The 12,842-nt window shown below is 64.8% G+C and carries 10 protein-coding genes; 9 read left to right on the top strand and 1 reads right to left on the bottom strand.

The genetic code is table 11. From position 1 onward, the window contains the following. Positions 1-267: 267 nt before the first annotated feature. Complete coding sequence (locus JT720_RS06590) at positions 268-3,570, top strand: TonB-dependent receptor (protein WP_205480320.1); 3,303 nt, start codon at positions 268-270, stop codon at positions 3,568-3,570. A gap of 74 nt (positions 3,571-3,644) precedes the next feature. On the opposite strand, the gene JT720_RS06585 is transcribed toward JT720_RS06590, so the two are convergent. Further along, positions 3,645-4,340 (bottom strand): DUF6445 family protein, encoded by a 696-nt coding sequence (locus JT720_RS06585; RefSeq protein ID WP_205480319.1) that lies wholly within the window; start codon positions 4,338-4,340, stop codon positions 3,645-3,647. Between the two features lie 108 nt (positions 4,341-4,448). On the opposite strand from JT720_RS06585, the gene JT720_RS06580 reads away from it, so the two are divergent. The 8 genes from JT720_RS06580 to arsC all read left to right on the top strand — a co-directional run bounded on the left by JT720_RS06580 (position 4,449) and on the right by arsC (position 12,842). Further along, positions 4,449-5,642, top strand: a complete 1,194-nt coding sequence (locus JT720_RS06580; RefSeq protein WP_205480318.1) for an endo-1,4-beta-xylanase — start codon at positions 4,449-4,451, stop codon at positions 5,640-5,642. Positions 5,643-5,673: 31 nt separating this feature from the next. Next, positions 5,674-6,078 (top strand): hypothetical protein, encoded by a 405-nt coding sequence (locus JT720_RS06575; RefSeq protein WP_205480317.1) that lies wholly within the window; start codon positions 5,674-5,676, stop codon positions 6,076-6,078. A gap of 8 nt (positions 6,079-6,086) precedes the next feature. Beyond that, complete coding sequence (locus tag JT720_RS06570; protein WP_205480316.1) at positions 6,087-7,790, top strand: glycoside hydrolase family 43 protein; 1,704 nt, start codon at positions 6,087-6,089, stop codon at positions 7,788-7,790. A 168-nt stretch (positions 7,791-7,958) separates the two neighbouring features. After that, a complete protein-coding gene (locus tag JT720_RS06565) occupies positions 7,959-9,131 on the top strand; it encodes a PepSY-associated TM helix domain-containing protein (RefSeq protein ID WP_205480315.1) in 1,173 nt (390 codons plus the stop codon). Next, entirely contained in the window at positions 9,128-9,292 is a 165-nt protein-coding gene (locus JT720_RS06560) for a hypothetical protein (protein WP_205480314.1), read from the top strand. Before JT720_RS06565 ends, JT720_RS06560 begins: the two co-directional genes overlap by 4 nt. Positions 9,293-9,306: 14 nt before the next feature. Further along, positions 9,307-11,442, top strand: coding sequence for a TonB-dependent receptor (locus JT720_RS06555; RefSeq protein WP_336511958.1), 2,136 nt, complete (start codon positions 9,307-9,309; stop codon positions 11,440-11,442). Between the two features lie 18 nt (positions 11,443-11,460). Beyond that, positions 11,461-11,991, top strand: coding sequence for a hypothetical protein (locus JT720_RS06550; protein WP_205480313.1), 531 nt, complete (start codon positions 11,461-11,463; stop codon positions 11,989-11,991). 443 nt (positions 11,992-12,434) lie between these two features. Then, entirely contained in the window at positions 12,435-12,842 is a 408-nt protein-coding gene (gene arsC, locus JT720_RS06545; RefSeq protein WP_205480312.1) for an arsenate reductase (glutaredoxin), read from the top strand.

The following is a 12,842-nucleotide window of genomic DNA, read 5'->3' as shown; positions in this document are numbered from 1 at the left end:
GCACGGAGTTTCGGTAAGTAAAGGCGCCGTTGTTCACCATGACAACTCTCTTCATGCTGCGGTGCACCACACCAATGTTGCTGCAACGCACAATTGATTCAGATCACTACCCACTTGATTACGGCTGAATTGTCGGTCTACGTTACCGCTAACAGGGTAGCGCGCAAGGTCAACTGTTAGCGCTAACAGTATGAAGGGGGAGAAGCGCGGATGGGTCGGTTCTGGGCTGAGTCGAGGGGCAGCGCGTCGCTACTCGCAATCTGTGCGGTGCTATCTTCCACGCCTGCATTTGCGCAGGATCAGGCTGCAACTCAGGAAGTCACCACGGATCCCGCGACGGGTGCGGAAGGCGTTTCTTCACGTGATCCGCAGACCGGCGACAACGACGACGGTTCGATCGTCATCACCGGTATCCGCCGCAGCTTGCAGCGCTCCCAGGACCTGAAGCGGCAGTCTGACGTCCTCCAGGACTCGGTCACCTCGGAGGATATCAGCGCCCTTCCGGACCGCTCGGTCACGGAGGCGCTACAACGTATTCCCGGAGTCGCAATCGATCGCTTCGCTGCAGGCCGGGATCCGGACCACTTCTCCACGGAAGGCAGCGGCGTCGTTGTTCGCGGCTTGACCTACGTCCGCAGCGAACTCAACGGCCGCGACACGTTCAGCGCCAATAATGGCCGCGGCTTGAGCTTCTCCGACGTGCCTTCCGAGCTGCTTGGCGGCGTGGACGTCTTTAAAAGCCCGTCCGCCGACATGGTTGAGGGTGGCATCTCGGGCACCGTTAATCTCCGCACCCGCGTTCCGTTCGACAATGCGCGCAAGGGCTGGGTGCTGGCCGGCTCGGCCGAGATGAACTGGGGCGACATGCGCGAGAAGTGGTCGCCCAGCATCTCCGTTCTGGCCGCCAATCGCTGGGACACGCCCATCGGCGAGATCGGTCTGCTCGGCAGTTTCGCCATGTCGAAGCTGAGGCTGCACAGCGACGGTCTGCAGATCTCCAATTACGGCGTCCGCACGCTGTACTCGAACGGGGATGTGATCCCGGGTACGAGCGGAACGCCGGTCGGCGGCACGGCCTGCTCCGCTGCCAATCCCGTGCAGGAATCGTGTGTCTACCTGCCGCGCGGCGCTGCAATGCGGAGCACGGACACCGATCGGACTCGGTATGGCTATTCTGCTGCGGCCCAGTGGCGCAGCAACGATGAGTCGCTCCTCGCAACCCTGCAGTTCCTGCGTTCCGACTCCCGGGAGTCCTGGACCGAGCACGCCATCGAGATCGCGACCGACAACGTAAGCTCCAACGGCGACAGTCGGGCGGTCCCGGGGACTGAGCTCGCCTTCGATGACGACGGCGTCTTCGACAATGGCGTGATCACCGGGCCAACCGGCTGGCGTGACGACCAGAGCAACACAGCGGCATGGGGTGGAGCGGCAAACGGCGATGTCCGGACGCCGCGCTATGGTCTGCAGAGCAACAACGTCAAACGACAGGTCAAGCAGAAGTACGTCACGAGCGACTACTCGGCCAATCTCAAGTGGGACGCGACCGACCGGCTCGCGTTCAACCTGGACTTCCAGCACGTCAAGAGCACGAGCAAGAACCTGGACGTGGGACTCTGGACGTCGACGTTCCAGAACGTCGCGATCGACATGAACGGCGACAATCTCCCCGACGTTCGGTTCCTGCCGCCGGAAGTCTGCGAAGGGCCTGCCACGAACAGCCCGTGCACGGACCTGGCCGGCGGCGCTTCGGACCAGGATCCGAGCTACTTCGGGCAGGGCCACAACAGCTTCAGCGATCCGTACAACACTTTCTGGCGCTCCGCGATGGATCACGCCGAGGACAGCGAAGGCAAGTCGAACGCGCTCCGGCTCGATGCGGAGTACGCCTTTCCCAACACGGACTGGCTGACCGCGGTGCGCGGCGGTGTGCGCTATGCCAAGCGTGAGAATATCGCCCGTTTCTCGACGTACAACTGGGGTGTCGTCAGCGAAATCTGGGGTGGAGGTGGCCCGGTCTGGCTCAGCGACAATGTCGATGGTGTTCCGGGCGGGTCAGGCGGCAATCCGACGGCCGGCTTCGCCAATCCCTTCAGCTTCCCTGGCTTCATGCGCGGGGACGCCGGAGATCCGCAGCAGGGCGACCCGCGTCTGTTCTACAGCGGCAGCCCCGTCGAGGATTACGGCCGCCTCATCGAACTGGCGAGGCTCGTCAACTCGGAGTGGCGCGCCGGCCCCGAATGTTTCACCTCGAACTCGGACTGGGGTCCACTCGCGCAACGCTGCGGGGTCGTTGAGGGCACGCAATTCCTGCCTCAAGAGATCAACCCGGTCGATGAGACGAACAAGTCCATCTACCTGATGGCACGTTTCGCTCACGAGTTCTCGGGCGGGCAGCGCCTGTCGGGCAACTTCGGGATACGGTACAGCCGAACGAAGCGTAAGGCCGAAGGCAGCCAGGTCTTCACCCTTCAGGATTTCGATACGGACGCCGAGTGCGAGACCCCGCGGCTCGACCCGGTAACGGGGCAGCCGTTGCCGCCGACGCCATTCTGCTCGCTTCCGGCCAGTGTGCGGCAGGAGGCTCGCGACTTCGCCAACGGCGCGATCATCGATCAGCCGGCGTCGCTCACCTACGACTACTGGTTGCCGGCGTTCAACGCGCGGCTTGAGGTTGGTGGTGGACTGCAGTTCCGTGCGGCGTTCTCGAAGAGCATCACGCCGCCAGAGTTCGGCCTCACCCGCAACTTCTACAACTTGTCTCTCGGCACCAACCAGGAAGACATCGAAGTTGGCGGTGGTCGGCCGGTCGCTCGGTCAACGGTCGGCAACCCGTACCTGAAGCCGATCGAAGGTACGAACATCGATCTTTCGGCCGAATGGTACTTCAAGCAGAACGGGGTCGGGCAACTCACCCTCGCACTGTTCCGCAAGCGACTGAAAGGCGTGCTGACCAACGGGGTGGAGCGCCTGAGCTTTACGAACAACGGTGCAACCTTCGATGCGATTGTCACCACCCCCGTCAATGCCGACGATGTGGGCAAGGTGCGCGGGTTCGAAATCGCGTACCAGCAGGTCTACGACTTCCTGCCGGGGTTCCTGTCGGGCTTCGGCATCAACGCGACCTACACCTACGTGGACTCGAAGGGGGTTCGGCAGAGCACCTTGTCGGAGACGGATCCGGATGTGGCGGCTGGCAACAACGCGAATGTCGATACCAGCAAGCTGCCGCTACAGGGGCTGTCGAAGCACACGATCAACTTCACGCCCTTCTACGAAAAGGGTCCGCTCTCCATTCGCCTGGCGTACAACTGGCGGTCGCGGTTCCTGCTCACGACGCGAGACGTGATCGTCCCGTTCGCGCCGATCCTCAACGAGCCCACGGGTCAGCTGGATGGTTCGATCTTCTACTCGCTGAACAAGAACATCCGCTTCGGAATCCAGGCGGTGAACCTCACCAACGAGGTGACCAAGACGTCCCAGGTCATCAACAACGAATTGCTACGGGCGCCGCGATCGTGGTTCATGAACGATCGACGGTTCTCGGGTATCGTCCGCGTGACATTCTGACCCGGGTCTTCGCGTCGTGAACTCGGAACGCCGTCGCTTCCCAGCGGCGGCGTTCTGCTTTCGAGGTGCCGAAGTCAGAGCTGGCGATAGCTAAGGAAGATGTTCGCTGTCAGCCGACCGTCACGCGGCTCGGGGCTTAGTCCCATGTCGGCAGGGATGCAGCCGGAATGCAGCGTGCGGCTGCGGTAGACCACGACCCGATTGAAGCGCGCCTCCGCGATCGCGGTCCGCTCGTAGTGCGCCGTATCGCCGGTGATATAATCGGACGGCGGTGTCTGCCGAAGCTCCCCGTCGCGAATGGCTTCAAAAGCGGGCAGGCGCTCGGCGGTGATGGTCTCAAAGCCGGTCGCCCTGTGCCGGAAGAACGCGGTGCCTCCCATCTCGGGCGGGCAGAGGTAGTGCAGGATCGCGAACTGCAGCGGATCCACCGTGTCGAAGTGCGGAACTCGCTGCAGCGGGCGCAGCTGCTCCGGAGAAAGGGTCACCAGGGAGAAGTTGCACTCGGCCTTCCTGAGCTTCACCTGTTCCAGACCGAATGCACGTTCGATCATGGGCGAAAGCCCGCGAACGAGTCGTTCGACATAGTTCAGCGGGGCGGGGGCCCGGATCCCTGGATAGCCACCCGATGGACCCCACGCCGGTTCGAACCGGACCTGCTTCGCCGCATAATCGACCAACTCCTCCGGCTGCTTCAGCGCGTCGTCGATGGTCAGCAGCGGTTCCCGTTCCGACCCGATATGGTCGAGCGAGACCTGAAGGCGTGTGCGCATCTCGAAATTCATGCCCGCCATCCCGCGTCCTCGACCCACCTGTCCTTGCTGCGCGCGCCGCAGCCTGTTAGCGCTATCAACCGAAAGCAAGAGGGAAGTCGCCCAGGCATGACTCACCATCCGTCGGACGGCTCGAAGTCACTCTCACTGACGCGACGGCAGGCGATCGCGGGAGGGCTCGCCACCGCTGCGACGGCTTGCGCGACGCCTGGTCCAATCAAGACGAACGCCCCCGCTTCGCTGCACGCAATGGCCCAGCGATCCGGCCGCCGCTTCGGCACGGCTTACGCCTACGGTCAGCCCGGGCAGGATCGCGCCAGCCTCGCGAACCCGGCCTACGCGGCAATTGTCGACCGTGAGTGCGGGCTGCTGGTTCCGGAAAACGAGCTCAAGTGGCAGTGGACCCGCCCGGCGGCAGGAACCTTCACCTTTCAGCAGTTCGACACAATGGTGGAGCAGGCCCGCGCCAGAGGGCTGCCGCTCCGCGGGCACACGCTCTTCTGGACGCCGGACAAATGGTACCCGGATTGGCTTCGCAGCTTCGACTTCGGTGCTCAGCCGGCTCGTGAAGCGGAGCGTCTTCTCACCGAGCATGTCCGGACCGTGTGCCGGCGCTATGGCCGCGCGGTCTACTCCTACGACGTGGTGAACGAAGCGGTGCAGCCGGAAACCGGCGCCATCCGCGACACGGTTGTGACCCGAGCCTTGGGGGGAGAGGGGTTCCTGGACCTCATGTTCCACACCGCCAAGGCGGAGGCTCCCCATGCGGAGCTGGTCTACAATGACTATATGAGCTGGGAGCGCGGCACCGAGGACGAGACGCATATCGTCGGGGTGCTGAAGTTGCTCGAGGGTTTCCGAAAGCGCGGAACACCGGTCGATGCACTAGGCATCCAGTCCCACATCCGGCTGCTGAAGCCGCTCTCCGTGGCCGAAATCGTCAGGGAAAGTGAGGGTCCCTGGCGCCGCTTTCTCGATGAGGTGGTCGGGATGGGCTACAAGCTCGTGATCACCGAGTTCGATGTAAACGACCAGAAGGCGCCTGACGACATCGTGGTGCGTGACCAGATGGTCGCCGACTATGCGCGCGCCTATCTGGACGTGATGCTCGCTTATCCGCAGCTGCGAGACATTCTCGCATGGGGAATGGTCGATCGTTACACTTGGCTGACCGACTTCGACCCGCGGGCGGACAAGTCGATCAAGCGCGGCACCCCTTATGACAGCGATTTCCGGCCGAAGCCGCTGCGGGAGGCAATCGCGCAGGCACTCCGCGGTGCGACGACTCAAGCAACAGCATGATATGTTCTCGTCCTTCGAGGAGGTGAACCCCATGGACCATCGTTCAGCGGCCATCGCACTTAGTGGCATCCTTCTTGGGGCATGCGCACCGGCGCCAGCTCCGGCGGGAGAGCAGCTAGCCGGCAACCAGGCGGTCCGATGCATCTCGCTCAATCAGGTCGCAGGGCGCAGCGTCGTGGATGCATCTTCCGTCCGGTTCGAGATGAACGGCCCGGTCGATTACCGGAACCAGCTGCAAGGCCAGTGTCCGGGGCTGACGAGGCTTGGGAGCAGCGCGACCATTTCCGTCGCGAGCGGAGGCGAGGGGGGCCGCCTTTGTCGCGGCGACCGCATCCGCGTGGCGGACCCGGTCGAGACGCGTGCAACGGGCTTCCTGAACGAACCCACATGCCTGCTAGGCGACTTCGTTCCGATGGAGCGAGGTCGGGCGGGATAAGAAGATCCATGGCAGCATTCCGAAGCCACATCCGCAATTCGCTCGCGTCCGTCGTCCTGCTGGCGTCTGCCCTTCTGCTCGGTGGTGCGAGTGACCCAGAGCCGTCGTTCGATCATGCGGCCGTATTCGACTGGTTCGAGTATGAGGGTGATGACCCTCTGCCCGTGCCCGGAGTCGGCGAATATGCGAACCCGGTTCTGACAGGCTTCTACCCCGACCCGAGCATCACGCGGGTCGGGCACGATTTCTATCTCGTTACCTCCACCTTCTCCTGGTTCCCGGGACTGCCGGTGTTCCACAGCACGGACCTCGTGAACTGGCGACAGATCGGCAACGCGATCAGCAGACCGGATCAACTGGATTTCGGCCGTCTGGGCTTATCTCGCGGCGTGTTCGCGCCGACCATCGAGCACCACCAGGGCACCTTCTACATCGCCAACACCTGCGTCGATTGTGGAGGCAATTTCGTCATCACGGCCACCGATCCGGCTGGCCCCTGGAGCGATCCGGTCTGGTTGCCCCAAGTGGGTGGGATCGATCCTTCGCTGTTCTTCGATGACGACAGCAAGGCCTGGATTCTCAACAACGATGCGCCGAAGGGTCCCGCGCTCTACGAGGGGCACCGTGCCATCTGGATCCAGCGGTTCGATCCCGCGACCAGGACGAGCTTTGGGCCCCGGACAATGCTCATCGACGGCGGAATCGACATCTCGACCAAGCCGATCTGGATCGAGGGCCCTCACATCTACAAGAAGGACGGTTGGTACTACCTCAGCGCCGCGGAAGGCGGGACGGCGGAGGGACATCGTCAAGTCGTGCTGCGCAGCCGCAAGGTCGACGGACCTTACGAGCCGTGGGACCAGAACCCGTACCTGACGCAGCGCGATCTACCCCCTGGCCGCAAGGACCCGATCACCTCGGCCGGTCATGCGGACTTGGTCCAACTGCCCAATGGCGAGTGGTGGGCCACCTTCCTGGCAGTCCGGCCGTACGAAGGAGACTATTACAATACTGGCCGGGAGACCTTCCTGATGCCGGTCAGCTGGAAGGAGGGCTGGCCCCGCATCACCAGCCCCGGGGAGGTGCTGCCGTACGTGGGGAAGCGGCCTCCACTGCCCTCGAGAGGAACGCCGTCCAACGGCCGACGGATGAGCGAGCGGGAGGAGTTCAACGGTCCGAGCCTTCCCCCACACTGGATGATGATGCGTAATCCACGGGAGCGCTGGTTCGAACTCGCGAAGGGCGCGCTATGGCTGCAGCCCCGAACCACGGGACTGGGCGATTTTGGCAATCCCTCCTTCCTGGCGCGGCGCCAACAGCACATGCACGCGGTCGCAACAACTTCCGTGCGCTTCAATCCTAAGCTTGGTGAGAGAGCCGGATTAGCCGCACTCCAGAACGACGAATACTGGTACCTCATGAGCGTCACCCGCGGACCAAGCGGCGCGGAGGTGCGCCTGGAGCGCCGTGCCGGACCGAAAGATCCCGCGAAGGGAATCGTGCTCGCCTCTGCCCCGTTGAAGGACTTCGCCGGAGCTCCCGTGGGTTTGCGGATACGCTCCGGTGGGGCCGCATATGACTTCGATTACGCCCTCGACGGCACCAACTGGCGTCCGCTGGCAACCGGACTAGACGGCAAGATCCTAAGCACCAAGACGGCGGGCGGCTTTGTCGGCGCCGTATTCGGACCGTACGCCTCGCGGGATCGCTGACCGGCCAATGCTCCGCGCGCCGGCTGCGGCGCACCGCATCCTCCTCCTGAGGACATCTGCGCTCCCGTTCCCGGGACTGCTCCCGACCTGTGCAACGGTGGCCTGTGTTCTTCACCAGATCGAGATTCGGATTGCAAATGCTTCGCAATAGCGTCTAAGCAGCGCCTCATGACGCGGTCGGCGGTTCGGGCATGGTATCTGGTGCACAAGTGGACGAGCCTCGTCTGCACGCTGTTCCTGCTGATGCTGTGCCTCACCGGTCTGCCGCTGATCTTCCATGATGAGGTCGAGGAGCTTGCGGGCGGTCCGCCGCCATTGGCGGGGCCTGCGTCATCATCGGATGCGCCGGGACTGCTGCCGCTCGACACCATGCTGCAGCGGGCGCTTGCCGAGCGGCCGGGTGAAGTGCCGCTCTACATGGCGTTCGACAATGAAAGTCCACTGCTGACCGTCACCACCGGTCCGGCGCCCAACTCGCCCGAGACGCAGATGACGCTGATGCTGTTCGACCGGACGAACGGCCGGCTGGTCGCGCCGCCGGGAGAGAAGGGGATCATGGAATTACTCCTCCAGCTGCACACCGACATGTTCCTGGGCCTGCCCGGCATGCTGTTGCTGGGTGCGATGGGGCTGCTGTTCGTGGCCGCGCTGGTGTCGGGCGTGGTGCTCTACGCCCCTTTCATGCGCAAGCTCGACTTCGGCACGCTGCGCACGGAGCGGAGCCGGCGCCTGAAGTGGCTCGACTGGCACAATCTTCTGGGCATCGCGGCGTTCGCCTGGATGACGGTGGTGGGGGTCACCGGGATCATTAATGCGCTGGCGACGCCGTTGGTCGACCAGTGGCGGAACGGCGCCCTGGCGGAGATGACCGGCCGGGAAGCCGGTGCCGCGCCCTTGCCGCCGGCTCGCTACGGATCGCTCGACAGGGCAATGGCTTCGGCCCGCGCGGCGCTGCCCGGCAACGACCCCCAGTTCATCGCTTTTCCCGGCGGGGCCTACAGCACGGGCCACCATTATGCCGTCTTCTTCCAGGGCGACACGCCGCTGACCAAGCGGCTGCTGACGCCGGCGCTGATCGATGCGGAGACCGGACGCCTGACCGACGTGCGGCCCATGCCGATCAGCATGACAGCGCTGCAACTCAGTCAGCCGCTCCATTTCGGCGATTACGGCGGCCTGCCGCTGAAGCTGCTCTGGGCCGCGCTGACCCTGTTCACGATCGTGGTGCTCGGCTCCGGCGTCTATCTGTGGCTCGGCCGCCGCCAGGCTCCCTTGTCGCTGCGCCTGGCCGAAGTCACCAGCGGCGGGCGGTTCGAGCCCCAGCCGAGTCCGGCCGAATGATCCGGTCGACGTTCGCCATCCCCGTCGTGCTGGGGCTGCTGAGCCTGGCCGGCCTTGTCGTCGCCCTGACCGGCGACGGCTGGCGCGACATCCTTTCCTGGGCGGCGCTGTCCGCTCCTCTCCTTGCCGTCTTGTGGGCGGCGAGCCGTCGTTCCTCTTGAAAGGACCCATCGAAGTGAAGTTCCGCCTGCTGCTGCTTGCCTCCGCCACCGTGCCCGCGCCCGCCTTTGCCCAGGAGGCGGCGGAGCCGACGGGCGAGGAGATCATCGTCACTGCACAGCGCAACAACCAGACGCAGGTGCGGCGCGAGGGACAGGTCGGCATTCTCGGCGACAAGGCGGCGGAGGATGTGCCGTTCAGCATCCGCAGCTATTCGGACGCGCTCATTTATAACCAGCAGCCGCAGACCCTTGGCCAGGTGCTGGAGAACGATCCCACCATCCGCACCAGCTACGGCTTCGGCAATGCGTCGGAGCAGTTCGTCATCCGCGGCTTTACCCTGTTCGGAGACGATGTGGCGCTGGACGGACTTTACGGCATCACGCCGCGCCAGCTGGTCGCGCCGGAGCTGTATGACAGCGTGCAGGTGCTGGGCGGAGCGACGGCCTTCCTGAACGGCGCGGCGCCGGGCGGATCCGGCATCGGCGGAAGCATCAACCTCCTGCCCAAGCGGGCCGACCGCACCCTGACCCGAGCGACGGCGAGTTACCTCACGGACGGCCATGTCGGCGCGAGCTTCGACGTGGCACGCCGGTTCGGGGGAGGAGCCTGGGGCGTCAGGATCAACGGTGCCCACCGACGCGGTGACGTCGCGATCGACGACGAGAACCGCCGCGCCACCGTGCTCGGCGCTGGGATCGACTATCGCGGAACGGACGTCCGCCTGTCGCTCGACCTCGCCTACCAGAAGATCCGGGTGGAGCAGCTCCGCCCCAAGGTGACGCTGACCAGCTTCATCCCCCGCGTGCCCGTCGTCGATGCCAATTATGCCCAGCCGTGGACCTTCACCGAACTGGAGGACCTGTTCGGCGTCGCCCGGGCGGAGTGGGACGTCAGCGAGAATGTCCTGCTCTATGCGCAGGCCGGTGCCCGGGACGGCTCGGAAGATGGCGTCTATGGCGGGATCACGGTGACCGGCACCGACGGCACGGCCACCGGCTCCGCCCTGTTCGTGCCGCGCACCGACAACAACGAAGCCGGGCAAGCGGGTGTGCGGGCCAAGCTGTCGTTCGCCGGCACGACCCACGAGTTGAACGCCGGCGTGAGTCACATCCGCCAGGTCAATCGTAATGCGTTCGACTTCCTCGGCGGCTTCGGCGGATATGCGACGAACCTCTACGACACGCCGGAAGTACCGTTGCCCGCAACCGGCTTCGTAGGCGGCGACCTCGACGATCCCTTTCCCATCAGCCGGGCGCGCCTGACCAGCTTCTTCCTGTCGGACACCATCGGCCTTGCCAACGACCGCGTGCTGCTGACGGCCGGGCTGCGCCATCAGCGCATCAAGGTGAAGGGCTACAACTATTACGACGGCGGCTCGCTTGCGAGCGAATATGACGAGAGCGCGGTGACGCCCGTCGTCGGCCTCGTGGTCAAGCCGCGTGAGGGCTTGTCGCTGTTCGCGAATCGCATCGAGGGGCTGCAGCAGGGACCGACCGCTCCGGTCGACGCGACCATCAGCAACCCGGGCGAGGTGTTCGCGCCGACGAAGTCCGTCCAGTATGAGATTGGAGCCAAGGCTCGCTTTGGGCGGGTGAACGGCAGCATCGCGGCCTTCCGCATCACCCGCCCGAGTGCCTTCGCCGTGCCGGATACCGCCAACCCTGGGCTGTTCCGCTTCGGTGTGTTCGGCGAGCAGCGCAACCAGGGCGTGGAGCTGACCCTCGATGGCGAGCTTGCCCGAGGACTGCGGCTCATCGCGGGCGGGTCCTGGATCGATGCCGAGCTGCGTGACACGCCGGTTGGCGCGCAGGACGGCAATGACGCGCCAGGCGTGCCGAAGCTGCTGGCAAACGCCAATCTAGAATGGGACGTGCCGGCGGTGAAGGGCCTGACGCTGACCGGTCGCGTCGTCGCCACTGGCGAGCAGCCGGTCGATGCCGCCGACACGCTGGAGATCGGCGGCTGGACGCGCTTGGACCTCGGTGCCCGATACGTCGCGCTGGTGAGCGATCGTCCGCTCACCCTGAGGGCGGGCGTCGATAACGTCGCCAACAAGCGCTACTGGGCCTCGGCGTTCGAGACCTTCGGCACCTCGCTCCTCCAGGGCCAGCCGCGCACCTTTCGGCTGTCCGCCTCCATGGATTTCTGATCCGCAAAAGGAGCGACCATGCGCATCGATCGCATCCGCCCGCACCGGCCGTCCTCGACGGAGCTCCTGATCGTGCGGCTGGTCCGGCGCTGGGCGGCGGCGCGGATGCTGGGAGAAGATGCGCTCCTTGGCATGACGCGGCTCATCGCCCACGCCGGTGAGCCGCCGGCCGTGGCCGTGGCGCTCCACAGCGTGCTGCAGATCACGGAGGAGTGTCTGGGGCGATCGCTGGAAGCAAGCTGCCCTGGGACCCTCCAACTGAGCTGCGACGAGCAGGCGATCCTCGCGCTCATCTCCCGCGCGCCGGAGCTGGGCGCTCCTCATGGAACGACCGATGTGCCGCATGGCCTGCCTGGCGTGCTCTGCTGGGCCGTGGCGAGCTTACGCCGGATGTTGGGAGACCGGTCACCGCACGAAGCTGCCGGATCGATGGGATGTCCGTTCCGGCACTCACCGTGTCTAGGACCATCTCCGGAAGGACTGGGCGCTTCCGCGCAAGCGACCACACGATGCTCGCATGCGCGACAGCGCGGGCCAACGACAGGCTAGAAAGGTCCGGAGCAAGCTTTGCCCTTTGGAACTCACCGGAACCAGCTGGTGGTGCTCGCCCATGCTCTGTTCGGCGTGAGGTGAATGGCGTTCCTTTCGTTCGACAGTGCAATGATTGCCCACCCTTCAGATTGCATCGGAGCGCCGCGCTGTCATGTTCCTGCTGATCTCAGCCGCGATCGGGACCAGCCTGGCCGCGCTGCTGATCATCCGGACGACCAGCGTTCCGTAGGTGCCGGCGAACAAGGAAAGACCGGGAGCCTGGAGACGTGACCCGCGGTTGCTACACTCGGCTCCATGGTGCAGCAGCAGCGGCTGGCAAGAGGAAAGGAAATCTGGATGAATGTCAGGAGCGACGACCGGAGGCACTCGGTGCCGTTCCGCGCGGCCGAGACGGCCTGCTGCGGTCCCGTGAGGGCCCCCGCCGGGGTGAGCTGCTGCGCATGACGACCACCATCTACCATAATCCGGCATGCGGGACTTCGCGGAACACGCTCGCGCTGATCCGGGCGACCGGCATCGAGCCTGAGGTGGTCCTCTATCTGGACGCGCCGCCGAGCCGGGACGAACTCGTATCGCTGATCGAGCGCATGGGCATCACGCCACGAGAACTGCTGCGGCAGAAGGGCACACCGTACGCGGAGCTTGGCCTCGACGATGCCACACTGACCGACGAACAGCTGATCGACGCGATGGTGGAGCACCCCATTCTGATCAACCGGCCGGTGGTGGTTGGACCCCGTGGGGTGAAGCTGTGCCGACCGTCGGAAGAGGTGCTGTCCGTCCTGGACCGGCCATTGCCGAGCGACTTCGTCAAGGAAGACGGCGAAGTGGTGCCCGCCAAGGGGTGA

Origin of the sequence: Sphingomonas arenae (assembly GCF_016924655.1) — a bacterium.
GTDB lineage: Bacteria > Pseudomonadota > Alphaproteobacteria > Sphingomonadales > Sphingomonadaceae > Sphingomicrobium > Sphingomicrobium arenae.
This window is presented reverse-complemented; position numbering and strand designations above follow the sequence as displayed.

What these genes read in the sequence shown, in the direction of transcription:
- JT720_RS06585 (WP_205480319.1), bottom strand. Translation starts at nt 4,340, where the DNA reads ATGCGCACACGCCTTCAGGTCTCGCTCGACCATATCGGGTCGGAACGG.
- JT720_RS06580 (WP_205480318.1), top strand. Translation starts at nt 4,449, where the DNA reads ATGACTCACCATCCGTCGGACGGCTCGAAGTCACTCTCACTGACGCGA.
- JT720_RS06575 (WP_205480317.1), top strand. Translation starts at nt 5,674, where the DNA reads ATGGACCATCGTTCAGCGGCCATCGCACTTAGTGGCATCCTTCTTGGG.
- JT720_RS06570 (WP_205480316.1), top strand. Translation starts at nt 6,087, where the DNA reads ATGGCAGCATTCCGAAGCCACATCCGCAATTCGCTCGCGTCCGTCGTC.
- JT720_RS06565 (WP_205480315.1), top strand. Translation starts at nt 7,959, where the DNA reads ATGACGCGGTCGGCGGTTCGGGCATGGTATCTGGTGCACAAGTGGACG.
- JT720_RS06560 (WP_205480314.1), top strand. Translation starts at nt 9,128, where the DNA reads ATGATCCGGTCGACGTTCGCCATCCCCGTCGTGCTGGGGCTGCTGAGC.
- JT720_RS06550 (WP_205480313.1), top strand. Translation starts at nt 11,461, where the DNA reads ATGCGCATCGATCGCATCCGCCCGCACCGGCCGTCCTCGACGGAGCTC.
- arsC (WP_205480312.1), top strand. Translation starts at nt 12,435, where the DNA reads ATGACGACCACCATCTACCATAATCCGGCATGCGGGACTTCGCGGAAC.